26 protein-coding genes and 6 pseudogenes are annotated in these 24,687 nt (G+C 67.9%); 15 read left to right on the forward strand and 17 right to left on the reverse strand.

Going from position 1 to position 24,687, the window contains the following annotated elements; all coding sequences use genetic code 11:
* Nucleotides 1-95 precede the first annotated feature (95 nt).
* On the reverse strand, nucleotides 96-1,187 hold the full coding sequence (locus IG62_RS0110680; protein ID WP_030800276.1) for an IS630 family transposase: 1,092 nt from the start codon (nucleotides 1,185-1,187) through the stop codon (nucleotides 96-98).
* Nucleotides 1,188-1,307: 120 nt separating this feature from the next.
* Nucleotides 1,308-1,841, reverse strand: a complete 534-nt coding sequence (locus IG62_RS47120) for a hypothetical protein (protein WP_158795016.1) — start codon at nucleotides 1,839-1,841, stop codon at nucleotides 1,308-1,310.
* Nucleotides 1,842-2,074: 233 nt separating this feature from the next.
* Here IG62_RS47120 and IG62_RS0110690 point away from each other — a divergent pair, with 233 nt between their 5' ends.
* Together IG62_RS0110690 and IG62_RS0110695 are read left to right on the forward strand one after the other, a co-directional pair.
* Entirely contained in the window at nucleotides 2,075-2,581 is a 507-nt protein-coding gene (locus tag IG62_RS0110690; protein WP_030800280.1) for an EF-hand domain-containing protein, read from the forward strand.
* A 149-nt stretch (nucleotides 2,582-2,730) separates the two neighbouring features.
* The gene (locus IG62_RS0110695) at nucleotides 2,731-3,090 is read left to right on the forward strand and encodes a peptidase inhibitor family I36 protein (RefSeq protein WP_234326380.1); all 360 of its coding nucleotides are present in this window, start codon (nucleotides 2,731-2,733) and stop codon (nucleotides 3,088-3,090) included.
* A 7-nt stretch (nucleotides 3,091-3,097) separates the two neighbouring features.
* Here the strand turns inward: IG62_RS0110695 and IG62_RS49810 are convergent.
* Both IG62_RS49810 and IG62_RS0110710 read right to left on the reverse strand, forming a co-directional pair.
* Nucleotides 3,098-4,124 (reverse strand): annotated as a pseudogene (locus IG62_RS49810) (IS630 family transposase); the annotation flags it as partial.
* A 163-nt stretch (nucleotides 4,125-4,287) separates the two neighbouring features.
* Nucleotides 4,288-4,845, reverse strand: coding sequence for a TetR/AcrR family transcriptional regulator (locus tag IG62_RS0110710; protein ID WP_420711059.1), 558 nt, complete (start codon nucleotides 4,843-4,845; stop codon nucleotides 4,288-4,290).
* A 29-nt stretch (nucleotides 4,846-4,874) separates the two neighbouring features.
* Between IG62_RS0110710 and IG62_RS0110715 the strand changes: the two genes are divergently transcribed.
* The 4 genes from IG62_RS0110715 (at nucleotide 4,875) to IG62_RS0110730 (ending at nucleotide 7,827) form a co-directional block, all read left to right on the forward strand.
* Nucleotides 4,875-5,339: a hypothetical protein gene (locus tag IG62_RS0110715; protein WP_158795017.1), complete on the forward strand. Its 465-nt coding sequence runs from the start codon at nucleotides 4,875-4,877 to the stop codon at nucleotides 5,337-5,339.
* 231 nt (nucleotides 5,340-5,570) lie between these two features.
* The gene (locus tag IG62_RS0110720; protein ID WP_030800293.1) at nucleotides 5,571-6,371 is read left to right on the forward strand and encodes a hypothetical protein; all 801 of its coding nucleotides are present in this window, start codon (nucleotides 5,571-5,573) and stop codon (nucleotides 6,369-6,371) included.
* 94 nt (nucleotides 6,372-6,465) lie between these two features.
* Nucleotides 6,466-6,921, forward strand: coding sequence for a hypothetical protein (locus IG62_RS0110725; protein WP_199812442.1), 456 nt, complete (start codon nucleotides 6,466-6,468; stop codon nucleotides 6,919-6,921).
* Between the two features lie 72 nt (nucleotides 6,922-6,993).
* Nucleotides 6,994-7,827, forward strand: coding sequence for an IS5/IS1182 family transposase (locus IG62_RS0110730; RefSeq protein ID WP_051797874.1), 834 nt, complete (start codon nucleotides 6,994-6,996; stop codon nucleotides 7,825-7,827).
* Between the two features lie 126 nt (nucleotides 7,828-7,953).
* On the opposite strand, the gene IG62_RS0110735 is transcribed toward IG62_RS0110730, so the two are convergent.
* The 4 genes and pseudogenes from IG62_RS0110735 to IG62_RS0110755 form a co-directional block, all read right to left on the reverse strand.
* Nucleotides 7,954-8,253 carry a DUF1330 domain-containing protein gene (locus IG62_RS0110735; RefSeq protein ID WP_030800300.1) on the reverse strand — a complete coding sequence of 100 codons (300 nt, stop codon included), beginning with the start codon at nucleotides 8,251-8,253 and terminating at the stop codon, nucleotides 7,954-7,956.
* A gap of 119 nt (nucleotides 8,254-8,372) precedes the next feature.
* Complete coding sequence (locus tag IG62_RS0110740; RefSeq protein ID WP_030800301.1) at nucleotides 8,373-9,245, reverse strand: PhzF family phenazine biosynthesis protein; 873 nt, start codon at nucleotides 9,243-9,245, stop codon at nucleotides 8,373-8,375.
* Nucleotides 9,233-10,126 carry a carboxylating nicotinate-nucleotide diphosphorylase gene (gene nadC, locus IG62_RS0110745; RefSeq protein WP_051797877.1) on the reverse strand — a complete coding sequence of 298 codons (894 nt, stop codon included), beginning with the start codon at nucleotides 10,124-10,126 and terminating at the stop codon, nucleotides 9,233-9,235. The genes IG62_RS0110740 and nadC overlap by 13 nt, the downstream gene beginning before the upstream one ends.
* Before the next feature lie 154 nt (nucleotides 10,127-10,280).
* Nucleotides 10,281-10,589: pseudogene (locus IG62_RS0110755) on the reverse strand (FAD-dependent oxidoreductase); the annotation flags it as partial.
* A 132-nt stretch (nucleotides 10,590-10,721) separates the two neighbouring features.
* On the opposite strand from IG62_RS0110755, the gene IG62_RS41580 reads away from it, so the two are divergent.
* Complete coding sequence (locus IG62_RS41580; protein WP_051797879.1) at nucleotides 10,722-11,438, forward strand: LysR family transcriptional regulator; 717 nt, start codon at nucleotides 10,722-10,724, stop codon at nucleotides 11,436-11,438.
* Between the two features lie 185 nt (nucleotides 11,439-11,623).
* On the opposite strand, the pseudogene IG62_RS50050 reads toward IG62_RS41580, so the two are convergent.
* A pseudogene (locus tag IG62_RS50050) lies at nucleotides 11,624-11,901 on the reverse strand (hypothetical protein).
* A 1,029-nt stretch (nucleotides 11,902-12,930) separates the two neighbouring features.
* On the opposite strand from IG62_RS50050, the gene IG62_RS0110775 reads away from it, so the two are divergent.
* Both IG62_RS0110775 and IG62_RS48455 read left to right on the forward strand, forming a co-directional pair.
* A complete protein-coding gene (locus tag IG62_RS0110775) occupies nucleotides 12,931-13,629 on the forward strand; it encodes a DUF4232 domain-containing protein (RefSeq protein ID WP_030800309.1) in 699 nt (232 codons plus the stop codon).
* Nucleotides 13,622-13,801 (forward strand): annotated as a pseudogene (locus IG62_RS48455) (transposase); the annotation flags it as partial. The gene IG62_RS0110775 and the pseudogene IG62_RS48455, both read left to right, overlap by 8 nt.
* A 75-nt stretch (nucleotides 13,802-13,876) precedes the next feature.
* Here the strand turns inward: IG62_RS48455 and IG62_RS0110785 are convergent.
* Complete coding sequence (locus tag IG62_RS0110785) at nucleotides 13,877-14,152, reverse strand: hypothetical protein (protein ID WP_051797881.1); 276 nt, start codon at nucleotides 14,150-14,152, stop codon at nucleotides 13,877-13,879.
* 331 nt (nucleotides 14,153-14,483) lie between these two features.
* Here IG62_RS0110785 and IG62_RS0110790 point away from each other — a divergent pair, with 331 nt between their 5' ends.
* Together IG62_RS0110790 and IG62_RS47130 are read left to right on the forward strand one after the other, a co-directional pair.
* A complete protein-coding gene (locus IG62_RS0110790) occupies nucleotides 14,484-14,756 on the forward strand; it encodes a Tn3 family transposase (RefSeq protein ID WP_030800313.1) in 273 nt (90 codons plus the stop codon).
* 899 nt (nucleotides 14,757-15,655) lie between these two features.
* On the forward strand, nucleotides 15,656-16,054 hold the full coding sequence (locus tag IG62_RS47130) for a hypothetical protein (protein WP_030800315.1): 399 nt from the start codon (nucleotides 15,656-15,658) through the stop codon (nucleotides 16,052-16,054).
* A gap of 51 nt (nucleotides 16,055-16,105) precedes the next feature.
* Here IG62_RS47130 and IG62_RS41590 read toward each other — a convergent pair whose 3' ends face one another.
* Nucleotides 16,106-17,182: a M4 family metallopeptidase gene (locus IG62_RS41590; protein WP_051797883.1), complete on the reverse strand. Its 1,077-nt coding sequence runs from the start codon at nucleotides 17,180-17,182 to the stop codon at nucleotides 16,106-16,108.
* A 161-nt stretch (nucleotides 17,183-17,343) separates the two neighbouring features.
* The gene (locus tag IG62_RS43150) at nucleotides 17,344-17,553 is read right to left on the reverse strand and encodes a hypothetical protein (protein WP_051797885.1); all 210 of its coding nucleotides are present in this window, start codon (nucleotides 17,551-17,553) and stop codon (nucleotides 17,344-17,346) included.
* On the opposite strand from IG62_RS43150, the pseudogene IG62_RS41595 reads away from it, so the two are divergent.
* Nucleotides 17,495-17,924: pseudogene (locus IG62_RS41595) on the forward strand (transposase); the annotation flags it as partial. The gene IG62_RS43150 and the pseudogene IG62_RS41595 sit on opposite strands and share 59 nt — an antisense overlap.
* A 15-nt stretch (nucleotides 17,925-17,939) precedes the next feature.
* Here the strand turns inward: IG62_RS41595 and IG62_RS44435 are convergent.
* The 4 genes and pseudogenes from IG62_RS44435 to IG62_RS0110820 form a co-directional block, all read right to left on the reverse strand.
* Nucleotides 17,940-18,095 (reverse strand): annotated as a pseudogene (locus IG62_RS44435) (IS5/IS1182 family transposase); the annotation flags it as partial.
* 48 nt (nucleotides 18,096-18,143) lie between these two features.
* Nucleotides 18,144-18,314, reverse strand: a complete 171-nt coding sequence (locus IG62_RS48460; RefSeq protein WP_234326384.1) for a hypothetical protein — start codon at nucleotides 18,312-18,314, stop codon at nucleotides 18,144-18,146.
* A gap of 303 nt (nucleotides 18,315-18,617) precedes the next feature.
* Nucleotides 18,618-19,013 carry a zinc finger domain-containing protein gene (locus IG62_RS48465; protein ID WP_420711058.1) on the reverse strand — a complete coding sequence of 132 codons (396 nt, stop codon included), beginning with the start codon at nucleotides 19,011-19,013 and terminating at the stop codon, nucleotides 18,618-18,620.
* Between the two features lie 52 nt (nucleotides 19,014-19,065).
* Nucleotides 19,066-20,262 (reverse strand): RNA-guided endonuclease InsQ/TnpB family protein, encoded by a 1,197-nt coding sequence (locus tag IG62_RS0110820; RefSeq protein WP_030800320.1) that lies wholly within the window; start codon nucleotides 20,260-20,262, stop codon nucleotides 19,066-19,068.
* A 50-nt stretch (nucleotides 20,263-20,312) separates the two neighbouring features.
* Between IG62_RS0110820 and tnpA the strand changes: the two genes are divergently transcribed.
* Nucleotides 20,313-20,741 carry an IS200/IS605 family transposase gene (tnpA, locus tag IG62_RS0110825; RefSeq protein WP_078871922.1) on the forward strand — a complete coding sequence of 143 codons (429 nt, stop codon included), beginning with the start codon at nucleotides 20,313-20,315 and terminating at the stop codon, nucleotides 20,739-20,741.
* 124 nt (nucleotides 20,742-20,865) lie between these two features.
* Here the strand turns inward: tnpA and IG62_RS0110830 are convergent, their stop codons facing one another.
* Nucleotides 20,866-21,501: a TetR/AcrR family transcriptional regulator gene (locus IG62_RS0110830; RefSeq protein WP_030800324.1), complete on the reverse strand. Its 636-nt coding sequence runs from the start codon at nucleotides 21,499-21,501 to the stop codon at nucleotides 20,866-20,868.
* 102 nt (nucleotides 21,502-21,603) lie between these two features.
* Here IG62_RS0110830 and IG62_RS41605 point away from each other — a divergent pair, with 102 nt between their 5' ends.
* Both IG62_RS41605 and mca read left to right on the forward strand, forming a co-directional pair.
* The gene (locus IG62_RS41605; RefSeq protein ID WP_030800328.1) at nucleotides 21,604-22,458 is read left to right on the forward strand and encodes an alpha/beta hydrolase fold domain-containing protein; all 855 of its coding nucleotides are present in this window, start codon (nucleotides 21,604-21,606) and stop codon (nucleotides 22,456-22,458) included.
* Nucleotides 22,455-24,488 (forward strand): mycothiol conjugate amidase Mca, encoded by a 2,034-nt coding sequence (gene mca / locus IG62_RS49820; RefSeq protein ID WP_063755353.1) that lies wholly within the window; start codon nucleotides 22,455-22,457, stop codon nucleotides 24,486-24,488. Before IG62_RS41605 ends, mca begins: the two co-directional genes overlap by 4 nt.
* Nucleotides 24,489-24,687 lie beyond the last annotated feature (199 nt).

Genomic DNA, 24,687 nt, shown 5'->3' on the forward strand with positions numbered 1-24,687 from the left:
CTCGGCATCGCCCGCCTGCACAACCTCACCCTGGCCGGATGACGGAGAAATGAGCTGCTCAAGCAGCATGCCGTAGATCATTTACGGGACAACCCTTAGTGTCCTGAGTCGGGGATTCGTTTGCAGTATGCGGCGACTTTGTCGAGGATCTCGTCGGCAGTCTTGATCCAGGCAAACGGTTGTGGGTTGTCGTTCCAGTCAGCCAGCCAGGCACGGATGTCGCGTTCGAGAGCCTGGACGGAGCGGTGGACGCCGCGTCGCAGCTTCTTGCTGGTCAGCTCGGCGAACCACCGTTCCACTAGGTTCAACCACGATGATCCGGTGGGTGTGAAGTGCAGATGGAAACGTGGATGGGCGATCAGCCACTGCTTGATGGCCGGTGTCTTGTGGGTGGCGTAGTTGTCGAGGATCAGGTGCACCGCAAACTGGGTGGGAACCTCCTTGTCGAGCTTGATCAGGAACTTCTTGAACTCGATAGCACGGTGGCGGCGATGGAGTGAGCCAATCACCTTGCCGGTGGCCACCTCCAAGGCCGCAAACAAGGTCGTGGTGCCAGCACGAACGTAGTCGTGACTACGGCGTTCAGGAACCCCGGGCATCATCGGCAGCACTGACTGTGAGCGGTTCAGCGCCTGGATCTGTGATTTCTCGTCCACGCACAGCACCAGGGCCTTCTCCGGCGGGTCGAGGTAGAGCCCGACCACATCGCGGACCTTGTCGATGAAGAACGGGTCCGTGGACAGTTTGAACGTCTGTGATCGGTGCGGGGCCAGGGCGAAGGCTCGCCAGATCCGGGAGATGGCTGACTGGGACATCCCTGTCGCCGCGGCCATCGATCGCGTCGACCAGTGGGTGGCGTTCGCCGGCTTCTCCTCGAGAGTTTTGACGATCACCCGCTCGACGTCGGCATCGGTGATCTTCCGCGGGCCACCGGGCCGCGGCTCGTCGCACAAGCCGTCCAGGCCGCATTCCAAGAAACGGCGCCGCCACTTGCGGACGGTGTCCGGAGCGATTTGCAGCCGGCGCGACACCTCCATGATGGACACGCCCTCGGCGCATGCAAGCACGATCCGCGATCGCAACGACAGGGCCTGCGCGGTCGAGTGGCGGCGTACCCATCCCTCAAGCGTCTCCCGTTGAGCATCAGTTACTGTCACCGGCGGAATCTTCGGTCCTCGTTGAGTCACACACAACTAACGACGAATCCCCGACTCAGGACACTAGGTTCTGTCTCTCCGATCATGATCGGAGAGACAGGTGAGGAGTGCTGCGGTGGTGACGGTGCCACAGCACTGTACGCGCCGGTGCTACGGCAGAATCTCCAGCTGAACTGCGCTTCGGGTGCCCTGGAGACCGGAAGTAAGGCAGTCCGTGGGCAGTTGCTGGGATAGCGAGGTCACGGTCCTGCGCACGTAGTGGCCTTCGCCGCGCCCCTCGGTGACCCGGCCCGATTGCAGGACGACCAGGACGCCCCCGACGCGGGCGGTGGTCGCACCGTCGATGACGATCACCGACCGGGAGCCGTCGGTGTAGCGCACGGTTTCCGTGCCGCTCGCGCTGGACAGCGAGATGCAGGACGCCGGCGCGACGGCGTCGAAGGAGCCGGTGGCCGGGGCGGTGCGGCCGGGGCCGGTAGTGCAGGTGTAGCGCACATCCGCGTGGATTCGGGTCTCCCGGGACAGGAGGCTGAGCGGCGGGTCATAGCTGCCGTGCGCGTTGCCCGTGCAGGTGACCGCCTCGTATCCGCCCGTCCCGGCCGGGGCGGCCGGCGCCCACACCAGCGACGAGACCACCAGCGCCAGGAACCCCAGCATCACCGTCGTACCGCGCCTGCTCAGCACATGCCCCTCCAGCCACTCGTCTGCCGTTTACGAGCACTTGACTACCCGGCCTCCCATCGGCTGATCGGGCGTCTCGAAGTGCACCACCGGCGCACGCCCGCCCTTCGCGCTGTCGCACACGCCAGTCCTCCCAGCGTGACGCATGGCATCCGGAACGTGCCGGGTAGGAAGCGCCGGACGAGTTCTCGTCGAATCGGAGCATGAACCGAGCAGGAGGAGACCCAGTGAGCCGTATGACCGCCACAGCTGCCACCGCCGCGAGAGTGCGCGTGTTCGCCATGATGGACGCCGACGGGGACCAGGTCATCACGCGGCACGACTATCTCTCCCGCATCGACCGGACCGTTCTGGCCACCGGCCGCACGGAGGACGATCCACTCGTCGTCGCCGCCCGCACGGAAGGCATCAAAGCCTGGGGTGCGATGGACGCCAACAACGACGGGAAGCTGACCTTCGACGAGTACAACGCGTGGGTGGGTGCCGACAAGTTCGACAACGTCTGCCAGTTCGCGCTCGGCGCGCTCTTCGACCTCGCCGACGCGGACAGGGACGGCGCCGTGGACAAAGCCGAATTCACCACGCTGCGCACCGCACTGAACAACTCGCCAGGGAACGCCGCCGCCGCGTTCGACGCGCTGGATGCCGACGGCGACGGCCGGGTCAGCCGCGATGCCTACCTGGCGTCGATCCGCGCCTACATCGTCGGCGACAGCTCCCCGATGGGCGAGGTCCTGTACTAGGGCGTGTCCGATCGGTCGGGTGCCAGGACCACCGGGCATGGCCTAGCAGGCCCGTGACCTTCTGATCGACGAACCGTTCGCCTGGCGCAAGAAGTTCACGTCATCTCAGCCAAGGGGCATCGATGAGGAACAGTCTCTCTGCACTACTCGTGGCGGTAGCCGCTGCGACCGCCACCGTGGTGCCGACTTCCACGGCACACGCAGCTGACGGATACGACCGGTGCGCCGACGGCTACTACTGCATGTTCTCGGGCCTCGACGGGACCGGCGACATGATCATGCTCAGGGGAAGCGCCCCAGATCTCGCGGCGCTCGGCATGAACGACCGGGCCAAGTCGGATTGGAACCGGACGAGTTCGACCATCCACCTCTGGTCTGACACGAACTACAGCGGCTGTACGGCCGTGACCTCTTCCGGACCGACCGGCAAGGGCAACTACTTCCCCGCCTACCAGAACTTCTTCAGCTCGGTGCAGTTCGACGGGCCGGACGGTCCAAGCTGCGGCTAGTGCCGCATCAAGCCACGTTCGCCCTGTTCACGACCTCGCGGCGGCGTTCGTCGGCGGCGTGCTTGTTCCGCCAGGTGATATATCGGCGGATCATGCTGCCCTGCTCCTTGTGGCTGGCGTGATCCGAGCCATCGAGTGCGAAGTAGCGCAGGGCGGTGAACTGGGCCTCGATGCGGTTCAGCCACGAGCTGTTGGTCGGCGTGTAGGCGAACTCGACGTTGTTGGCCGCAGCCCAGTCGCCGACACGGGTGTCCTTCTTCGTGGTCAGGTGCGGGGAGAAGTTGTCGAGCACGATCGCGATCCGGATGTGCGGCGGGTGGAGGGTGCGCAGGGACCGGCAGAACTCCAGGAACCTCGTCCGGTTCTTCTTCGGCTTGATGTGACTGTAGAGCTTGTCCCGGGCCAGGTCGTAGGCGGCAAACAGGTGCCTGACCCCGTGCGGGCGGGTGTAGGTCGCCCGTCGGCGGGGCCTCGGTTCCCGGTCGGGGTCCTTGTGCTTCCCACCGCGCTCGGCCCATTGCCGCCCGGGGTGGGGCTGGAGGTTGAGCGGGCCGAACTCGTCTAGACACAAGACGACTTCGGGTTCGTCGTCCTCGGCTATGACCTCGCCGTTGGCGATGACGTAGAGGCGCTCAACGCGGGCCTTGTTGGTCGCGTAATCGGGGTCGCGGGAGGTCTTCCAGGTCTTTATACGTTGAAACGAGACGCCTCCTCGCGGAGCAGGGCCCGCAGGCCCTCGTGACTGATGTCGTCGACCACCCCTCGGCGACCAGGAAGTCGGCCAGCTTGGCCAGGCTCCAGGCCGAGAACGGCAGGCCGTGCTCGGCCGGCTTGGACTTGGCGATCTTCTTGATCTCCCGGCGTTATGGGAGGGTGAAGGTTCTGGGCCGGCCGCCCCTGTACTTCGGGTAGAGCGAGTCGAAGCCGTCTGTGTTGAAGTTGTGGATCACGTCCCGGACCCGGTCCGCGCTGGTGAACGTCACCGCGGTGATCTTCGCCACGGGCATGCCCTGCCCGGACAGCAGCACCATCTCGTCCTCCATCACCCACCTCGCCGCCCAGCAGTCGGCCTCGTCCCAGGGCAGCCGACCCGCGACAAGCTCAACGAAGCGATCTTCGATCTCATCAAGAGTCGGCTGGCCGCTGTCATCCATGCCCCGACCGTACAGACAAGGGCGAACGTTGCTTGATGCGGCACTACGCGTCCGCGTCGCCCCGCTGCGGCGGCCACTGGTGGGTGGGGGCCTCGGCGAGCAATGGCTGGAGGGCGCCGAGAAGCGCGCCGATGCAGATGTCGCGGAGCTGGGTGCGGGTACAAGTCTCGTGGGTGAGCCAGTCGACGCAGAGGACCTGGACGAAGACCAACCAGCTTTTCAGGGCGGCGGACACGGCCTCGCGGGCGCCGTCGTCCGCGAGCGGGAGTACGGCCAGCAGCCGCATACGCAGTGCGTCCAGCTCGTTTGTCATGATCGACTGAATCACCGGGTCGCCCGCGAGAACCCGGTTCGCGGCGAGGACGGCGTTGCGGTTGGCCACGAAGTAGTCGAGATGGACGTCCATACCCTGGATGAGCTGCTCCACCAGGGAGTCGGCGGGGTCGAGCCGGGTTTCGGCGAGCAGTTGGTCCGCTGCCTGTTGGTAGACGGCCGCGAAGAGAGCGTGCTTACTGGGGAAGTGGCGGTAGAGCAGGGCACGGGAGACGCCGGCCTCTCTATCCAGACGGCGGATGGTCCTTCGCGACCGCGCGGGAGGCAGCCAGCTTCGGTGCTGGCCTCGTGACGGGCATGCCCCACGTCGAACACGCAATGGGCGAGAGCGGGACGCTCTGCGGCATACCGGAGAATCAGATCACCCGCTTTCGGCATCTCTTCGAGCCAGAACGACGCAAGGCGTGTCCGGATTGCCGCCAGCGGGCCAAAGCGGCCCCGACAAGGCCGTGCGCTCAAGAGCGACTTCACGACAGGCTCCAGGCCGCCGACCCGGGACAGGCCCGCGACGACCTCCTCGCCGCCCTGCGGAAGGTGGCCAAAGTGCGTCTGTGGATCCGCGGTCCCGCCGCAAGCCTGGCCAGACACTATGCCCGCCTCGACTCACTGACCGAGGGCGCCGAGCCCGCCATCGAGGCTTTCAACACCGCCAGGACCATTGGTCTGGCCCGTGTCGAAGACGGCGACTGGCACTTCCTCGCGGTTCTGCCAGAGGACGACAGCCAGCCCCTCGTCGCACGTGGGCCCCGCACTCTCATCTGACGTCACCCTGGCGCTGTGAGATTCCCGACAGAGTCCTTCAGTGAGCTTCCGCCAACTTGAAGTCGCAGGTCAAAGGGCTGGTGTGTCCGACCTTCGGTTTGCTCACACTGGTCGTGGGCGATTGTCTGGGGTGTAGATCGTTTGCCGGCGGTCGGCTGTCGGTTCTTGAGGTACGTCTCGTTATGTCGGCCCCTCGCAGAAGGGCGGATTCGCACCTGGGACCATGAGTGGATGTCCGAGGAACCGAACCCGATGTCTAGCCTGTGGCCGCTCGTGCCGCCTGGGGCCACCGACTGGCTGCTGGAGCTGTGTGGCGACGGCCTAACCGGGTTCATGCCTCCGGCGATGCCTGACGCGGTGTGGGTGCTCAATGCCATGTACGAGCACGAGCAGGGACCAACCGAAGTGTCGTACGACGAGTACCACCAGGCAGGTCTTGCCGACGGGAGTACCCAGCCCCTCATTGTCGGGGGCCTCGACCTCGACGCGGTGAGCATCGCCACGGGGGGAGGTCTGGGCCGTGCCCGGCACCCCGGCCCTGGCTGGCGGCGGCTGCGATGGACCGAGCTTGCCCGGCGGACCGGCGACCCGATAGTGCCCGACGGGCTGATGCCCTCCTACCGCTGCTTCCCCTCGGCCAAGAAGGAGAGAAGCTGGCCACTGAGCATGATCCCGCCGACCGAAGGAAGCCTGGACCGGGAGACCTGGAATCGGCTGATCGCCATCCTCACCCAGTACAGCCCCGCAGGCTCGGACACCCGCTGCCTTGCCTACTACAACCCGCTGACGCTCGGAGCCACTGACTTCGACAATCTCCACGTGCGTGCGGGCCGGCTCGGCGACACCGAGATCCTTTACGACCAGTCCGAAGCAGACTTCAGCCCGTCCAATCTCTGGGCCGATGACCGCTCCTGGGTCCTGTGCACCGACTACGACCTGTGGGCCACCAAGGTCGTGGGTTCACCAGCCCTCATCCACGCATTGCTGAACGACTCCGAAATCGAGGCGCTTCGCCTGCCTTGGGCACACTGATGACGAGCCGCCCTGGCTTCTTGCCCAGCCCTGGAGCGCGAGCACATCCCAGTTCCTGCCCGCTGGGGCCGGACGGCCATCTACGATCCGGTGCATGCTGGATCCCGAGCTGCTGGAACGGATCACCGCGCGGCGTGCGGAACTGGACGAACTCGAAGAACAGCTGGCCAAACAGCTGGCGGAAGTGCGGGCTGAACGGGACGAACTCGCCGTCGCCGAACGCGTCCTTGAACGGATGACCGGGCAGCTCGCAGAGGAACGCGCCTCCGCCAGGCCGATGCCGGGGCAGGTGGGCGGCCGGGCGGTGATGCTGATCCCGCACCGCGAGCCGGGCCAGGAGGAGGACGCGCTGCCGTGGGACTACCAGCGCATCATCGCCGCCGTGCGGCAGGCCGCCGGGCCGGTCATGGCCCGTGAGGTCGGCGAGGTGGTGGGGGTGGACGTCAGCGTGAAGGCCAAGCTGGAACCGCTACGCGGCAAGCTGGTCAGACTTGTCGACCGCGGGTGGCTGCGCAAACTGCCCGACGGTCGGTTCACCACCCACCTATGACCAGCAACACCGCCACTCGGAACGGCTCGGAACGGGCGTGACCCGGTTGCCCCCGGCGACCGTTGGGATTGTGTGACGAATACCAAAGAGCGCGCCGAGGACACCTGCTCGCTTTTCTACCAGTGCCGGCTGCCGCTGTCCACGCGCACCGTCAGCCACCTCGCCGATCTACTCAGGCGCCATCTGAAGACGATTCGGTCCAGGTGGCGGATCCTGCCGCCGGGGAAGATCGCGGTGATCGTCCTGGCCATACTGCGCCATGACCAGCGCCTGGCCGACATGGCCGGCGGCAACGACGTGTCCGAGTCCACCGTCCGCCGCTGGCGGGACGAGCTGATCGGACTACTCGCCGCCCAGGCGCCGCGGCTGGACCGGACCCTGCGGAAGGTCGCCAAGCAGGGCGGGGAGGTGGTCCTGATCGACGGCACCCTCCTCCGTACCCAGCGTCGCACCGGCAAGGCCGACCGGCGGAACTACTCCGGCAAGCACCGCAGCCATGGCCTTCACTTCCTCGCCTTGACCGACGAGAACGGACGCCTGATCTGGATATCCGCGGCCCGGCCCGGCTGCACCCACGACAACACCGCCGCCCGCCACGACCACATCCTGGCCCACCTGCGCGCCGCCGGCCTCGGGGCACTGGCCGACCTAGGCTTCCACGGCCTGGACAACGACATCCTCGACCCTGTGATCGTCACCGGCTATACCGCCAGCCGCACCCACAAGCTCACCCCGGGCGACAAGGAAGCCAACCCAGTCCTCGCCGTCGGACGTGCACTGGTCGAGCACGGTTTCGCCCACCTCAAGAACTGGCGGATCCTCACCAAGCTCCGCACCGACCCCGCCCGAGCCACCCGACTTCTGCGCGCTCTGCTCGTCCTGACGAACCTCGAAGTCAACCGCTGACGAACGATCTTCTCCGTGGGCTCCCGCCCACGACCAGCACGAGTACCCGGAGGACCGGTCACACCAGCCCTTTGACCTGCGATTTCAAGTTGGCGGAAGCTCAGTGAAGATCCGACTGGACCTTGGTCAGTCGATGCCTTCGACGATGCGGAAGTCGCGCTCGACGCCGTCGGAGAGGGCGACCAGCGCCTCCTGGTAGGCCGCACTCTCGCGCGCCGCGACGGCCTGCTCGAAGCTGTCGAACTCGACCAGGACGGTGCGCTCTGGCTCGGCGATTCCGGCGTCATGCGCCACGACCCGACCGCCAACGACGAGGGTCCGCCCGCCCCCGGCCTTGACAGCCGGACCGGCCAGCTTGTCGTAAGCAGCCAGCTTCTCAGGGTCTGAAATGGTGCGGTAGACGCTGACCCAGTAGCCCTTGGGCATGGAACCTCCAGTGTTGGGATGCAGTGTTGGGATGAGTGCATCTGACTTACGCGTTGGTCTCGGACGAGCGTCGGCGGCCGTCCTTGTTGGTCTGCCGGCCACCGCGAGTCGCCTTCGTGTCAGCCGAGCCGGGGAAGGCGGACGGCGCGCGCGATTCCTGCGGCGCCGCCCAGGCGGATCAAGGTGCCGGACGCGCTGCGTTGTGCGTTGGCGATGATCGTGGACGGATGGCCGAGGTGATCGCCCATGTCGACCGCGATGCCGGTGACGCCCTGATCCGCGAAATACGCGGCCAGACATGCGGTGCTGTTGGCGTTGGCGACATCCTCGGGAACGCCGATCGACGGGGCGAACATCCGGGCCGCCGCCCGACCGTCCGCATCGGGGATCGAGTAGGCGTAGCAGCCCAGCAGTCCGTAGCGGTCACAGGCATGGCGCAGTGCCGTGAAGTCCGGACGGAGTTCGGCCAGCGCGGTGCGCGATCGCACGGGTAACAGGAGCCGTGGCCGGCCGGGTGAGGCCACGCAGGCGCCGTCGGGAAGGGCTTCGCTCATCAGGCCGAGGGCGGTCGCGATCGCCCGGAGTTCGGGTTCCCCGGCATCCCGCGGGCTGATCGGGCCCGGGTCGAAAGTGGCCGTCAGGTCGTCGTGTTCTCGCTTCGCCCAGCCTTCGAATACGCGACGTGTGGTGTGCAGCGCGGCCCGGTAATCGGCGTGGCCGCTGCAGCGCAGAGCGAGCAGCGCCAGTGCGGCGACTGTGCCGTGACCGCAGGCGGGCAACTCGCCTTCGCCGGTGAAGAACCGGAGCCGATACGACGGTCGAGCCTGATCCTCGCCGTCCACCGCAGCGATGAAGACCGCGTGCGAGGTGCCTGTCGCAGCAGGGATGCGCCGTCGCTCGGCATCGGTGAAGGGCGCGTCGTCGAGAACGGCGGTCGGACTGCCGCCCTGGCCCTGCCGCCGGCACGCGTCGACGATCGTCACCTCGGGCATGGCGCCGCGTCCATCGTGATCAGCATCGTCAGGTCGAGCGCGGGCGCGCTGTGCGTCAGGGCGCCGATCGAGATGAGGTCGACGCCGGCATCGGCAAGGGCGCGAACCCGGTCCAGGGTGACGTTGCCGGATGCCTCCAGGAGGATCTCCGAACCGCCGCAACGGCCGGCCTTCATGCGCATCACTTCTTCGATGCCGGCCACCTCCATGTTGTCGAGCATGAGCCAGTCAGCTCCCGCTTCCATGGCTTCGCGGGCCTGCGCGATGGTCTGCACTTCGACGTCGATCGGCATGCTCGTCCCGGAATCGGCCATTCCCTTCCGGACCGCATTGATCGCCGCGGTCACCCCGCCCGCCGCGGTGATGTGGTTCTCCTTCAGCAGGACCATCGCCGCCAGGGTGAGCCGGTGGTTGCTGCCGCCGCCCGCGGTGACGGCGTACTTGTCCAGCGCCCGCAGCCCCGGGGCGGTCTTGCGGGTGTCCAGGATCCGCGCCGGGGTTCCGGCCACGGCGTGGACGAAGCCGTCGGTGACAGTGGCGATGCCGCACAGGCGCTGCAGGAAGTTCAGCACCGTGCGCTCGGCGGTGATCAGGCTGCGAGCCGATCCGGTCAGCCGCACCAGGACATCCCCGGCCTGCACCCGCTCGCCGTCCGCGACCAGAGTCTCGACCTCGACCTCCGGGTCGGTCTGGGCGAAGACTTCGTGGACCACGGGGATTCCGGCGGCGACACCGGGCTGGCGGGTACTGATCTCGGCGGTGGCGATCAGATCGGCCGGGACGCTCCACAAGGTGGTGATGTCGTCGGCGGCCCTGTCCTCCGCCAGGGCGACGGCCACACTGGCCCGCGCTGCCGACGCGGGGAACTCGGCGATCTTCATAGGTGGTTCCTCAGCTCTTAGAGATTGATCATCGGACCGACGAGGCCGTGGACGGCTTCCTTGACAGCCTCCCCGAGCGTCGGGTGGGCATGGATGTTCCTGGCGATCTCGTGCGCTGTGAGATCCCACATCCGTGCCGGCGTCAGCTCGGGCAGGAGCGCTGGAACGCCGCGCGGTAGTCGAGGCTGATGGGGCTCTCGGAGCGGATGCCGAACAGGTCGGCCCCCTTGGTGGTGTTGTGTGCCGGTTCGGCGTTGCGCAGCAGGGCCTTGGACGGGATACAACCGACGTTGAGGCGCACGCCGCCCCAGTACTCGGCCTCGGCAACCGCAGTGCGCAGCCCCAGCTGTGTCGCGCGGACGGCCGCGGTGCAGCCGCCAGGTCGGGCACCGAGGACGACGACGTCATAGTGGGTAGCGGCGGCAACGCACCCGACGCCGTCGTGGGATGAGGGATCGTCCATGACGTGTTGCTCCGTTCAACAGGACCCGATCGATGGTTCGGCCCCATCAAAACCCCCGCGATCCGGTCCACGCCAATAGCCCCACGAGGCCACCCCATAGGCTCGGACCTATCGCGAGAGCAAGGAGCGGACATGCACGACCACCAAGGCGTCGAACTTCGTCATCTCCGCTACTTCGTCGCCGTCGCCGAGGAGGGCACGATGACGGAGGCCGCACGGGTACTGCGGATCGCACAGCCCAGCCTGAGCCAGCAGATCAGCGCCCTGGAACGCCGAGTCGGGGCCAAGCTGTTCCACCGCAGGCCCAAGGGGATGGAGCTGACCGAGGGCGGCCGGATCCTGTACGCGAGCGCCAGTCGTACCCTGGCCGAGATCGAGTCGTCGCTGGTGCAGGCGCGCGACGCGCGCTGTCCGGTGCACATAGGGGTCTGCGGCACCGTTCCCGAGCACCTGCTGGCGCGGGTCGAGCGGATCCTGGCCGAAGACGGATCCCTGGACGTCGAGTTCGCCGAGGCCGACTCCGGGCAGCAGCTCGACCTGTTACGGACCGGCACCCTGGCCTTCGGGGTGATGCGCGTCCTCCACGACATCGACGACCTGGCCACGCTGGCCCTGGCCGACGAGCCGCTTGGCGTGCTGCTGCGCCCCGACCACCCGCTGGCCGACCAAGCGGCCCTGTCCTGGGCCGACCTCGCGGGCCAGGAACTGCTGTGGTTCCCGACCGAGCGCAACCCGCACTTCACCGAAGGCGTCCTGGCCCACCTCGCCGGCCACGGCTGGTCGCCACGGCTACGTACCGCCGACGCGCACAGTCGGGCCCTGTACCGCCACCACCTGCGCAACAGCTAGAACCTGGTCACCCTGCGAGCCCGGACCGCCGTCACGGCGGATACCGGGATGGCATGGCGACCGTTCGCGTCCGACCCGCCGCGCGAACGCTTCGTCCTGGTCACTCCCGGCGACAGCTCTTGGGCGGGGTTGTTGGCTCGCTCGGGCGGCCGGTCATCCGATGACGGCGGCATCGGTGGACCCGGTCAGCGCGCGGCGAGCTTCCCGAGCGCCACCTCGTCGGCGCTGCCGGGCTCAGCCTGATAGACCGTCATCCGCCGATCGTCGTCGCCGAATCGCACGACCTCGATGACCAGCGTCAGGTCGCCGACCTCGGGCGCCTGAAGTGCTTGGGTTCGCCGCGCCGCACCCGTACCTCGTGGCGGTCCCCCATCGCGCCGAACTCCGGGCACTCGCGGCGGAACTCCTCGACCAGTGCCCAAAGCTCAGGCGCGTCGGGATCCTCGGCGGCGAGCGCGCGCATGCTCGCCACCGAACTGCGTCCCCACAGATCCCAGTCGGCGAACAGGCCGCCCGCGCCCGCACCGGGGCGTCGGCCGCGGCGAGCACCGCCATGATCTGCTGGTAGGCCGGATGGTCCGGCAGCTTGGCCTCCGGCGGTGCGGGTGGCGGCAGGTCGCCATCGTCATCTGTCACGGGGGGATCAGCGGCCTCGACGCGCTCGGGTGCCGTGCGGGCGGCGACCGGGCGGGGCACGAGGCCCGGAAGGGGTGGGCGTAGATGTGGGTGACGAGCTCCATCTGGCGGGCACAAGGTCGTTGACCTGCTGCTTTTCCTCATCCGTCCAGCCTGGGGAATCCGGGCGCTGCGATGCGTAGTAGTGGCCGGACTCCTTGGCGTGTGTCCAGCCCGGCAGGGTTCCACCAGCCGCCGGCCCGGGACACAGCCCTGTCGGGCCTGTCGCATCGACGGGTTTGCGGGCGTGGTTCGTCGAGTCCCGAGGAATGCCCGTCTTCTCGTCGAGGCCAGTGAGGGCGTGTCGTCGTATGGGCACCAATCCGTTGGCCCGCCTTCATCAGCTCGCCCTCACGGCAGGCGCGCTCGACGACTACCGAGCTGCGCGATGTGGTGAGTCAGCCGCAGGGCGCTCTTCGCCGTGGGCGGGCAGCACTCACAGCGCCCTGGCTCACCGGTTTCTCGCAGCTGCGTGCGTCCTGCGACGGGGAGTTGAAGCCAGGGCAGCGACTACGTACCCGCCGCGGCCGACGGCCGGACCCAACGATCCGGAAAGGCGCGCCGCGCAGGCCGGGTTCACCCGGCCTGCGCCGAGATTCGCGCAGGCGCTCTGTTCGGGGCCAGGTGCGGGCGCCGAATCCACGGTGAGGAACCCCAGGCCGCCCACGCTCGGCTCGGCCGCGCCCGTTCGCGCGGGTGTGTTTGCAGGACGTGAGTGAAGCGTTACCGGAACGTCAGTGGCCCCGGGAAAGGTGGTGTCCACACCGCGGGAACGGCCAAAGAAAACTCCCGCACGAAACACAGGGGGAACCTGATCATGCGTACTTCCCGGATTCGTACCGCCACCCTGGCCGCCGTCACCGCCGCGCTGGCGCTGGGCCTGACCGCCTGCGGCGGCGCCGACGGCGGCTCGAAGGCGGCGGGCGGCGACAACGCCGCCGACACCCCGCAGAGCCGGCCCGCGTCCAACGGGGACGGCAAGGGCGGCGCGCAGCAGGCCGGCAACGCCGGTGACACTAAGGAGGGCGCGCGCTCGACGACTGCCGCGGGCGGGACGGACAAGGTCGCGAGCAAGGGCACAACGGCCGGCGGCCAGCAGTGTCGCGGCGACGAGATGCTGGTCACCGCGGTGCACCGGTTCGCCGGGCAGCAGGGCGACCACCTGCTGGTCACCGCGTCCAACGAGGGCCCCAAGCCGTGCTGGGTCACCTCGTACCCGGCCGTGAAGCTCGGCGGCGACGTCGACGCCGCCGCGCTGCCGCACTCGAAGAAGGACAACCCGGGCGGTGAAAAGCACATCACCCTCCAGCCCGGCGGCAAGGCATACAGCGCGGTGAACCTCTTCGACTACGGTTCGAAGAACCACACGGCACAGTCGTTCGCCATCGCGCTGCGCGGTGCGGACGGTCACGACGGCCCCTTCTACTCCGTCGACACCAAGGGCGACAAGCCGCAGTTCAGCTGGAACGAGGCCGACGTGCTGAACTGGAGCACCAAGAAGCCGTACGACTTCTGACCTTGTTTTGTTCTGCCACGTCTAGGGCTGCAGCGGCCGGTTCTCGGACCAGTTCGTGCCCGGCTGGCCCCACTCGTTCGTCGCCGCGCTGGAGGCGGGCCGAACCTTGTGGTGCCAGATCCTGGACGCGCTCCGGTGGGGGCCGGCCGACGATGTCGCCGGTGCCACCTCGTAGCTGCGGGCGATGCCGTCCGCGAGCAGGATGGCCGACGACCAGCCCAGGGCACGCTGGTACGGATGTCGAGGATCAGAAGGGAACGGCCAGCCCAGCTTCACGCAATCGAAGTAGTGCCCTGCCCATGCACTCGGCGACCGAGGCCCCGTCGGCCCTCATCCCACCGTCCAGCGGCCCACCGGAAGCGGCAAAAGTCCACGCTGGCTGACCGTCACGCATGCGCTCCGCGTCGACCCGGATCATGGCACCGACCCCCTGCTCGCCGAGCCACTCCAGAATGAGCAGCGTCGCGTCCTCGACGCCGCTGTCCAGGTCCACCTTGGGCCGCCACCCCATTCCCTTGCCCATGGCCCCAACCCTACTCAGCGTCTGGTCGGGCCTCGCACACGCTTTCAACGGTGGCCGTCACGTCCAAACATTGAGGCGGCGTCGGCCTGGCCTCCCTGGGTGTGGCGGCCACCAACTCCTCGCCGCCGTCAGCAGGGGATCAGGGTCTCCGCCGCTTCTGCCCGTGCCTGACCTGTGCCTGGTCAACGGTGTCAGCAACAGATTCATCACTCCACGGGAGAACGAGAGTCATGGGTGAGTTTCTCCCGGAGCATGCGGATGACCAGGAGAGTAGTGAGGACATCTTCCTCGGTCGCGTCCGGATGTAACGCGCCCTGGTATCTACTGGCACGTGGAGAAGAAGCCCCTGACCCTCCACTCCCAGCTGATCAACTGCACCGCCTCTGAGGTCGCCGCGACGGTCCCAGGCGCAACGCGGCACGCCACCACCATGGACGTAGAAGCCAACTACCCAGACAGCCATGGCCAGTCGGAAATCGGGTTCGGCATCACCCGGCTGCTGAACTTCGACCTGCTGCCGCGCATCAAGCGGATCAACAAGGTCAAGCTGTACCGGCCGGTGGCCGGCGCCCGGACGCCTACCCGCGGCTCGGCCCGGCGCTGACCCGCCCGATCCGCTGGGAACTCATCGCCCAGCAGTACGACCAGATGGTCACGTGCGCTCGGTCCGGCCGGTGCACCTCGACCATGGTCTCCGGTCCAAGGATCGGACCGGAAGCGAACACGAGGCAAGCGGTACGACCACGGTCCGATCCGAAAGTGTGGTCCACACTCCGACGACACGGTACGTGCGGCGGCAGCATCGTTGCCCCATGACCGTCACGACTGCATCAATCGCCGTTCCTCATCCTCACCCTATTTTTCCGGGACGCTGGGTGGGCGGCGCCTCCCTCGTCCTCGGCCCCCTGGTGCTGCTCACCGGCATTCTGCTGCGCCTGCGCTTCGACTTCTTCTTCCCTGCGCAACTGAGCCCGTACGGGCACCGTCCGGACCTCATGACGGCCTCATACGGCTTTGTGTCCGCCGGGTGGGTGCTGCTCTGGCCGGGAGTCGTGCTTCTCACCGCCAGGATCGGCGAGAGGTTCCGGGAACTCGCTCTGTGGGGTGGCGCACTCACGGTCCTCGGCCTCTTCGCCCGCGCGTTTCACGCCGGTGTGGACCACTTGGCCTTCCAACTGGTGGCCGTCCAGGGCACGGCATCGGCGATGCGAACGGTGAGCGAGACCTACGGCGCGTTCCACATCTTCAGCACACTGAACACAGCCATCATGGGCGGCTGGCTCCTGCTGGCGATCGGCGAATACCGCTCCCGAGGGGGGCCACCACAGCCTGATCCACGCCACTCCATTCGACGACATCTTCCCAATCTTCCCGAAATGCTCGCTGCCCTCGCTCCAGCCCCCTCGGCAGACCGGTCTCCTCATCAATCTCCTCATCAAGGTGGGCAGGCATGGAAGCGATACAGGCAGACAAGTCCACGCCAGGCAGTGATTCACTGGTCCGATGAGCACGTTCGACGAATACCTCGCGCACTGGGAGTTCGGCGACGACTGGCGGCCAGTGGTAGAACACCTGGCGGCCCGCGTCACGAACTGGCCCAACGGGGCACCGCCACCCGACGACTTCTGCGTGGACTTCCCCGTCGACGTCCTGTGGACAGACGGCCTGCTGGTGTGGACCAGCCTGGTGGACCCCCTGCGCGGGACGATCAGCACCGGCCTGGGCGGCCAGATCGACCGCTCGGGCCTTCGCTGCGGCAACCTGAACCCCCACAATCCCGGAGACCACCTTGACTGCCACTTCGTCCTTCTCCGCGAAGGAAGATCCCTTTCGGCTCTTACAGATGCGTTCCTGGATTGGGTAGCCGCCGAGACCACACGTCTCTCCCTCCACAACGATTGACAATTGCTCATGCCGAGCATCGCGTGGTGAACACCAGCACCCTTTCAGGGACTACTTCACATTGACCGCGGTCCACGCCTTCTCGACGGCCTTGTACTCCGCACTGCTCTTGCCGTACAGAGCAGCGGCGGCCTTCAGCGTGCCGACCCGGGCGTCCTTGTATTTGGTGGTCGATTTGAACTGAGTGGTCAGCGCCTTGTACCAGATCTTCGCGGCCTTCTCGCGGCCGATACCGGTGACCTTCGAGCCGTCGTACGTGGGGCTGTCGTAAGCGACACCATTGATGACCTTCTTACCGCTGCCCTCGGCCAGAAGATAGAAGAAGTGGTTGGCCACTCCTGCCGCGTGGTGGGCATCCTTGAGACGATCAAGGCCCGGCTTCCAGTAGTCCGGGGACTTGCCGTCCCTGGAGGGTTTGTCCATGTAACGCATCGGTTTGCCGTCACCATGGAAATTGGCCTTCTCACCGATGAGGTAGTCAGGGGTGTCGGCGGCGATGTTCGCGTAGAACTCCACCATCGTGCCCAAGATGTCACAGGTGGCTTCATTCAGACCGTCGCCTTGGAACGCGGCCGTCGCCTCGACGACGCCGTGAGTGAACTCATGGGCCACGACGTCGAGTTCGGTCAGGGGGTTCTTGTCACTCTTGCCGTCGCCGAACCGGGGCACACCTTCCTCGTAGTCGGCAGAAGCGCCCTTGCCGTAGTGGACGCCGATCACAGGGCCCACGCCGCTGCCCCTCATCCCCTTGCGGCCGAAGGTGTTCCTGTAGTAATCCCACGTTTTTCCGGCAGCGAAGTAGGCATCGACAGCGGCCGACTGGCGGCTGCTCATGGTGCCGTTGCCCCAGACGTTGTCCCTGTCTGTGAACGGCTTGAACGACGCTCCATTGCGGTTGCCGAGGTCGACGACCGACAGGCCGCCGCGGGTGGGGTCGATGAGCTCGTACCTGCCCTTGCGCAGCTTTGTGGTGATCTTGACCTTCCCGACGCGCACCCCGTTGCCGGTACCGGTGCGGGCCCCCGCAGGCGCCGCGGCTTTCGCGACGCTCGCAGTGCCCTTCGCTGTGGCAACGGTTCCCGACGCTGCGGCTTCGACGCCGACGGCCAACACCGCTGCGGCGCCCACCGCAACTCCCAAGGTCAACTTTCTACGCACGGTTCCTCCATCTTGTTGCTGCGGGCTGCGAGCCGACCGCACGGTCGGATACCACGGGTGGGTGGCAGTGCTCGTGCACCGGTCAGACACACGAGCACTGCCGAAGACCGTTGCCGCGTGGCAGACAGGCCCTAGCGGACGCTCACCTGGAAGACGCCGGAGGCCGTCGTTCCGTTCACCGTGCGCAGGCAGTTCTTGCCCTTGAAGCCGAGCTTGACGCCCAGCGAGTAGGAGCCGTTGCGCGCGACGGCCGCGGAGGCGGGCAGCGTGACCCACTTGCCTCCGGTTGACCGTGCACGGCCGGGCTCGAAACACCACGTGCTGACCGACGCGCACGGCACCGCGCTGCAGGTGTCGCTGACCGGTGACCACCGACGATGACACCCAACTGCTGCCACTTGTCGACGGCCTGCCGCCGGTACGGGGCAAGCGGGGCCGGCGCCGGCGCAAGCCCCGGACGCTCTACGCCGACCGCGGCTACGACCACGACATCTACCGGCGTGAGCGCGGCATCGTCCCAAAGATCGCCCGGCGCGGCGAGCCGCACGGCTCCGGCCTGGGCCGCGTGCGGTGGGTTGCCGAGTCCGCCATCGCCTGCCTCCACGGTCCCCGCCGCTTACGGACCCGCTGGGAGACCCGGGACGACATCCACGACGCATTCCTCCAGCTCGCCCACTGCATCACCCTCGCCCGCAAGAACCCAGCATTCTGAAAGGACCCTTACTGTAAGGCGGCAGTCGCGGATGATCTTCCAGCCCTTCATGCGGGCGAAGGTGTGCTCGACGCGGGCGCGGACCTTGCGGTGCGAGCGGTTGTGCTCGTCTTTCCAGGCCGGAAGTTCACTATGGCCGCGTTCACGGCGGTGTGGAATGACCAGGCCGGTGCGGACATCACACCTAGCTCAGACACCAGCCGCAAAGTAACCGGGTGATCACGTGCTCACCGCCGTGGCGGCCTGCTCGTCATGCTCGCGTAGCGTCCACATGACTGTGGCGGGCGAGGGGTACTGGCCCTTCTTGGCGCCGGTGGTGATGACGAGCCGCTTGGCGATGTCGCGCAGGCTCATCTCCTGGTCGCGCAGGTGGAGGGCCATGGACGGCATCGACTCGTCGGTGACCCCGGCGCCGCCGATGGTCTTCCCGCGCTTGCGGGCGGACTCGTGGCCTTCGAGGGTCGATCGCGGATGTACTCACGCTCCATCCCGGACATGGCCGCGAGCACGGTGAACACGCTGCCGGACGGATCGTGAAAGCCCTTCAGCTCCCCGGTGAGGAACTCCAGCCCGAGATCGCTCGCCCTTCGGCTCTTCGGCGAGCATGGCAAGTTCGATGCCGCAGCCGAGCCGCTTGTGCTCGTGGACGACCAGGGTCACGGCAACGCCGGAGGAGCGGATCTCTCCGGCGAGCTACACGGCGGCCTCCAGCTCGGGGCGCCGGGTGGCACGGGTGGGGATCTTCTCCGAGGAGACCCGCCTCACCCCGGCCTCGGAGCGGGAGTCGAGTTGTGCGTCGAGGGACTGCCGGGCGGTCGAGGCTCGGGCACAGCCGAGGCGGACGTGCCCGACCGGCTCGGTGCCGGCGCTCGCAGGCCGGGGCAGCTCGGTCCACACCGCCCCCGGCTCGCGTACGGCAGGGGTCGGCACGCTGAGTGCCTCGGCGAGTTGGGGCATGAGGCGGAAGCGGGCAGTGTGGTACTGGATTGCCACCCGTCCATTGCCGGTCCGGCATGGGGAGCGCGCAGGGGCGGCGCAGGTGGACATCGGGCAGGCGTGCGATTCCACACGCTTGAAGTCGTCGCTCACGGCCCCGGATCGTTTCGTGACTCCTCCCCCGCGTAAACGCGGGGGCTTCTCGCTAAGCGGGTTGCGCTTGGCGACGGACCAGCCCGGCCCGTAGGACGTTGATGGCGCCCACCGTGTCCGCGTGCGCGTGGTGGCCGCAGGCGACGCAGTGGAACTTCTCCTGAGTGGGCCGGTTCTCCTTGGCGGTGTGCCCGCATTCGGGACACCGCCGGGAGGTGTTGCGGGGGTCCACGGCGATCACTTCCCGTCCGGCACCTTCCGCCTTGGCGGCCAGGATCGCGAGGAACACCCCCCACCCGGCATCGGCGATGGAGCGGTTCAGCCCGGCCTTCGCGCTGGCCCCGTTGGGCAAAAACGTGCCCGGCTGGTCGGGGTCGGGCTTCGGAGCTGGAGCCTTGCTCATGTTGCGGATCTTGAGGTCTTCGTGCGCAATGACGTCATGCTCGCGCACGAGCGTGAGCGCGGTCTTGTGCGCGTGGTCCAGGCGCTGGCGGCGGACCTTGCGGGGCAGCGTGGCGAACTTCTCCACGGCCTTGCGTCGGCGTTGGGAGCCGCGCTTGCAGCGGCTGAGCGCCTGCTGAGCGGCTTCGAGTTTCGCGGCGGCCTTCGCGCCATGACGGGGGTTGGGGAGGAACTCGCCATGTGAGTCGGCGAGGAAGTTGGCTATTCCAAGGTCGATTCCGATGACCGATCCCGTCTTCGGCAGTGGTTCGAGCCGCGGTTGCTCGGCGGTGAGGATGACGTACCAGCGCTGGCCTTCCCGTTTGACCGAGATCGTTTTGACCTTGCCGACCACGGGCCGGTGCTGGTGCACGCGCACGTGGCCGATGCCTTGGAGGCGTACGCGGGTCACTGGGTCGTGCGGGGTGGAGTCCCAGCGGCAGCCGTCTCCATCCTTGGGGAAGTCGACCGTGTCGAACCGCTTGTGAGAGCGGAAGCGGGGATAGCCCGGCTTCTCGCCGGCTTTGACCCGGCGGAAAAACGCGGTGAATGCCTTGTCCAGACGCCGCAAGGTGGCCTGCTGGGACGAGAACGACCAGCGGGCGTGGTCGGAATCGAAGGCGCGGATGTCCTTGAGCTGCGCGGACTGCTGTCCGTATCGGACGGTCGTCTTGTTGACGTGCTGGTAGGCGTCGCGGCGTTCTTGGAGCGCGGCGTTGTAGAGGGTGCAGTGATCCCGCAGCATCGCCGTCAAGGTGCCGTGCTGGCCCACGGTGGGCCGCATGAGGAACTTGTAGGCGCGGATCACCGGTTCACCCCCTTCCTGGTCAGCGACCATGATCATACTACGCTTGGTGTATGTCACCACGCTGGGAACCAAACGCCGAAGTACGCACCGGCCGTCACGTCTCTTACGTCCTCCACGCTCACTTGGTGTTCGTCACCAAGGACCGGCGCGGAGTCTTCGGCGACGCCATGCTGAAGCGATGCGAAGAGATCATGAAGGAGGTCTGCGAGAGCTTCGGGGCGGAGCTGAAGGAGTTCAACGGTGAGCGTGATCACGTCCACCTGCTCGTCAACTATCCGCCCAAGCTCGCGCTGTCAAAGCTCGTGAACTCTCTCAAGGGAGTCAGTTCGCGACACCTTCGCGCGGAGTACACGGGGCGAATCAACCGGATCGGGACGGGCTCGGTGTTCTGGTCCCGTTCGTACTTCGCCGGCTCCTGTGGCGGGGCTCCGCTGACCGTGATCCGCCAGTACATCGAAGCCCAGCAGCATCCACAGTGACAGGTCCCCGCCTCGCGGGGGCGATGGGCGAAATCAACTCCGCCGCTGCGCGGCTCCGTGGCAAGGATGCGTTTCCCTCCCCGGCTGAAGCCGGGGATACCCACGCAAGATCAGGGATGGGGGATCAGGCGGCCTCGCGCACCGCGTAATCGGCGAGGGATGGTTCCAGCAGCGCGAAGACCTCCTCGGCCGCCTCGGGTAGGGCGTCTGCGATCTGGCGGTTCGTGCGGCCCTCGATGGTGAGGTCCAGGGCGTGGTGGAAGAGGGTGCGGTGGGCCGTGGCGAGGAGGGCGGCGGCGGCCCGGGGGGTGAGGGCGTCCGCAGGTTCTGCGGTCTCGGCGGCAAGGGCCTCGGCGAGGGCGTCCTCGCGTTGCTGGTGGAGTTCACGCAGGCGGGCGGCGAGGGTGGGGCTGCCGGTGATCATCCGGGCGAACGCCTGCCCGGAGAAGCCGACGAGGGCGTCGTGCCGGGCGACGGCCGCCAGGTACTCGCGGCGCAGGCCGACCAGCGCGGATTCGCCCTCGTGGCGCGACGTCAGTGCGACCGCGAGGCTGCGGCGGAATGTCTCGTGGTGGTCGAGGGCGAGGTCCTCCTTGCGCGGGAAGTAGTTGGTGACGGTCATCTTGGCCACCTGTGCGGCGGTGGCGATGTCCGCGATGGTCACCGCCTCGAAGCCGCGCTCCAGGAACAGCCGCGTCGCAGCGTCGGAGATGGCCCGGCGGGCCTGCTGCTTCTTCAGTTCACGCAGTCCGGTTGGCATGACACTCACCCTACCTTAGGTCTGACATAAAAATAGGTTTGACCGCTTGATGGGTTCGACCTAAATTTATGCCCACCAAGTGAAGGTGTGGAAGGAAACCGTGTGAACCTGCGCATCACCCCGGAACAGTCCGCAACCGTCCGCGAGCGGCTCGCCCGACTCGCCGACGGCATCCCCGACCTGCCCGCCGACACCGACCTCACCCCCGCGCTCCCCGTCACCGGCGCCTGGACCAACGCCTCCGGCCAGACACCCGCCGAGGCCGGCGTCGTGCTGTATGTCCACGGCGGCGGCTTCTCCGGCAGTCAGCCGGACGCCGAGCGGGTCCTTGCCCACCACATCTCGGCCGCCACTGGCCGACCGGTCCTCGGCGTCGACTACCGGCTCGCCCCCGAACACCCCTATCCGGCGGCCCTGCACGACGTGACCGCCGCCCACCGGGCGCTGATCGACCACGGCGTGCCCGCCAGGCGCATCGTCCACTTCGGCGAATCGGCCGGAGCCACCCTGGTACTCTCCGCCCTGCTCTGCCTCAAGGCGGCCGGGGATCGGCTGCCCGGCGCGGCCGTGGTGGTCTCCCCGCTCGCCGATCTCACCCTGTCCTCCCCCTCCCTGACGGCCGGTCAGGACCGGGACACCGTCAGCAAGGCGGCGCTGGAGCGGGTCTGCGCCCGGTACCTCGCCGGGGCGCGGCCCGACGCGGCCCCACAGTCCCCGCTGCACGGCGACTTGTCGGGTCTGCCCGCCCTGCTGATCGCCGCCGGCGGCGCCGAGGTCCTGGCCGACGACGCCCGCCGGCTCGCCGCGGCCGCCGAGGCCGCCGGGACCACCACTGAACTCGACCTGTACGCGGACCTGCCGCACGTCTTCCCCCTGGCCCTGCTGTCAGGTCCGACCCCTGCCACCGACACCTTCCTCCGCCGACTGGCGGAGTGGTCCGAGAGGAACGCAGCATGAACCTGCGCGTCACCCGAACTCCGGAGGAGCCGCTCCGCCTGATGAGTGTCCACGCCCACCCCGACGACGAGTCGAGCAAGGGCGCCGCGACGCTCGCCAAGTACGCCGCCGAGGGCGTCGACGTGCTGGTCGTCACCTGCACCGGCGGCGAGCGCGGCACCGTCCTCAACCCCGCCCTGGACCGCCCCGAGGTCCGGGCCGACCTGGCCCGCATCCGCCGCGAGGAGATGGCCGCGGCCCGCGACATCCTCGGTATCCGCCAGCAGTTCCTGGGTTTCGTCGACTCCGGCCTGCCTGGCGACGGCGAACCGCTGCCCTACGGCTGCTTCGCCACGGTGCCGTTGGAGGAGGCGACCGCGGCGCTGGTGGCCCTGGTCCGCGACTTCCGCCCCCATGTGCTGCTCACCTACGACGAGACCGGCGGCTACCCGCACCCCGACCACATCCGCACCCACCAGGTCGCCGTCGCGGCCTACCGGGAGGCAGGCGATGAGACGCGCTTCCCCGAGGCGGGGCCGGCCTGGCAGCCCCTCAAGCTCTACTACCACGGGGCGCTGTCCCGGGCCTGGTTCCAGGCCCTGCACGACGGCATGACCGCACGCGGCATCCCCTCCGGCATGGAGGAGGTGCTGGCCGAGTTCGGTGACGAAGGCGCCGACGCGGCGCCGGAGTTCACCACGCGGGTGCCGTGCGCGGAGCACTTCCCCACCCGCGACCGGGCGCTGCTGGCCCACGCCACCCAGATCGACCCGAACGCCGGCTTGATGCTCCACGACCGCGCGGTGGAGCGGGAGGTGTGGCCCACCGAGGACTACCACCTGGCCGATTCCCGCGTCCCGGTCTCCTTCCCGGAGGACGACCTCCTCGCCGGGATACGGCCCGAGCCGCCCAAGGTTCTGATCTCCGGGGGCGGGGTGGCCGGCTCCTCGGTGGCGTACTGGCTCAGACAGCACGGGTACGCCCCCACGGTCGTCGAGCGAGCCTCCGCGCTGCGGCGCGGCGGCCAGGCGGTCGACTTCCGCGGGCCGGCCCTGACGGTGCTGGAACGCATGGGCGTCCTCGACCAGGTCCGCAAGCGGGACACCGGCATGGGCGACTGCACCGTTGTGGATGCCGCCGGCGAGCCGTACGCCGTGATACCGGCCGTCGGGTACGCAGGCGAATTGGAGGTGCTCATCGATGAGCTGATCGAGATCCTGCACGACCGGACCGCCGGCACTGGGGTCGAGTACCGCTTCGGCGACTCGATCACCGCATTGGTACCGGACGACGACGGCGTCGACGTCACCTTCGAGCACGCCCCGCCGGAGCGCTTCGACCTGGTGATCGGCGCCGACGGGGCGCACTCGGCGGTCCGCAGCCTGGCCTTCGGCCCCGAAACCGACTTCGCGCAATACCTCGGCTGCTACTACGCCTACTGGGAGACCGACAACCACCTCGGACTCGACCGCGAGGGAATGGCCACCGGCGACGGCCGGACCGCGGCGCTGAGCGTGTTTGCCGTCAAGGACAACCAGCGGACCCGGGTGGGGCTGCTGTTCACGTCCGAGGATCAGTTGGACGTCTACCGACACGACCGGCAGGCACAGACGGCGATCCTCAAAGCCCGCTCCGCGCACCTGGGCTGGCAGACCCCCATCCTCCTCAAGCAGCTCGACGCCGCCGCCGACCTCTACTTCGACGCCATGACCCAGATCCGCATGGACACCTGGTCCACCGGCCGTATCGCGCTGGTGGGCGACGCCGCGTACTGCGCCGCCCCCACCTCCGGCCGCGGCACCTCCCAGGCCCTGATCGGCGCTCACACCCTGGCCGCCGAACTCGCCGCGGCTGGAGGCGACCACACCGTCGCCTTCGCCGCGTACGAAGAGACCATGCGCCCATACGTCGAGCACAACCAGGCCATCGGCGTCCAGGGCAGCCAGTACGTCTTCGCCCAGCCGACCCAGGAGATGTTCGACGCCCTGGCCGACCAGGCCCGCGAACCCGAGGCCGACCCCGGCCCGCAGCCGCTCCTGCGGAACTGCTGACAACGACACGGCCCAGGCACCCAGGCACCCAGGCACCCAGGCACCCAGGCACCCAGGCACCCAGGCAAGCCCACCGGACGGCCGCCGGTCATCTCGTTCATCAACAGGGATGTGTCCGGAACCCTTCATCGCGTCTCGGTGTTTGCTCGGGAGATGGCATCCGCCGCGGTTCGGGGTCGGGGCACGGCGGTGGCCGACC

It is taken from the genome of Streptomyces sp. NRRL S-337, assembly GCF_000720175.1.
Lineage (GTDB): Bacteria > Actinomycetota > Actinomycetes > Streptomycetales > Streptomycetaceae > Streptomyces > Streptomyces siderophoricus.

Bases quoted from the DNA above. Each gene is read 5' to 3' on its own strand.
- IG62_RS0110690 (WP_030800280.1), top strand. From the start codon at position 2,075: ATGACCGCCACAGCTGCCACCGCCGCGAGAGTGCGCGTGTTCGCCATG.
- IG62_RS0110715 (WP_158795017.1), top strand. From the start codon at position 4,875: ATGCCCCACGTCGAACACGCAATGGGCGAGAGCGGGACGCTCTGCGGC.
- IG62_RS0110720 (WP_030800293.1), top strand. From the start codon at position 5,571: ATGTCCGAGGAACCGAACCCGATGTCTAGCCTGTGGCCGCTCGTGCCG.
- IG62_RS0110725 (WP_199812442.1), top strand. From the start codon at position 6,466: ATGCTGGATCCCGAGCTGCTGGAACGGATCACCGCGCGGCGTGCGGAA.
- IG62_RS0110735 (WP_030800300.1), bottom strand. From the start codon at position 8,253: ATGCCCAAGGGCTACTGGGTCAGCGTCTACCGCACCATTTCAGACCCT.
- IG62_RS0110740 (WP_030800301.1), bottom strand. From the start codon at position 9,245: ATGCCCGAGGTGACGATCGTCGACGCGTGCCGGCGGCAGGGCCAGGGC.
- nadC (WP_051797877.1), bottom strand. From the start codon at position 10,126: ATGAAGATCGCCGAGTTCCCCGCGTCGGCAGCGCGGGCCAGTGTGGCC.
- IG62_RS41580 (WP_051797879.1), top strand. From the start codon at position 10,722: ATGCACGACCACCAAGGCGTCGAACTTCGTCATCTCCGCTACTTCGTC.
- IG62_RS0110775 (WP_030800309.1), top strand. From the start codon at position 12,931: ATGCGTACTTCCCGGATTCGTACCGCCACCCTGGCCGCCGTCACCGCC.
- IG62_RS0110785 (WP_051797881.1), bottom strand. From the start codon at position 14,152: ATGGGCAAGGGAATGGGGTGGCGGCCCAAGGTGGACCTGGACAGCGGC.
- IG62_RS47130 (WP_030800315.1), top strand. From the start codon at position 15,656: ATGAGCACGTTCGACGAATACCTCGCGCACTGGGAGTTCGGCGACGAC.
- IG62_RS48460 (WP_234326384.1), bottom strand. From the start codon at position 18,314: ATGCCGTCCATGGCCCTCCACCTGCGCGACCAGGAGATGAGCCTGCGC.
- tnpA (WP_078871922.1), top strand. From the start codon at position 20,313: ATGTCACCACGCTGGGAACCAAACGCCGAAGTACGCACCGGCCGTCAC.
- IG62_RS0110830 (WP_030800324.1), bottom strand. From the start codon at position 21,501: ATGCCAACCGGACTGCGTGAACTGAAGAAGCAGCAGGCCCGCCGGGCC.
- mca (WP_063755353.1), top strand. From the start codon at position 22,455: ATGAACCTGCGCGTCACCCGAACTCCGGAGGAGCCGCTCCGCCTGATG.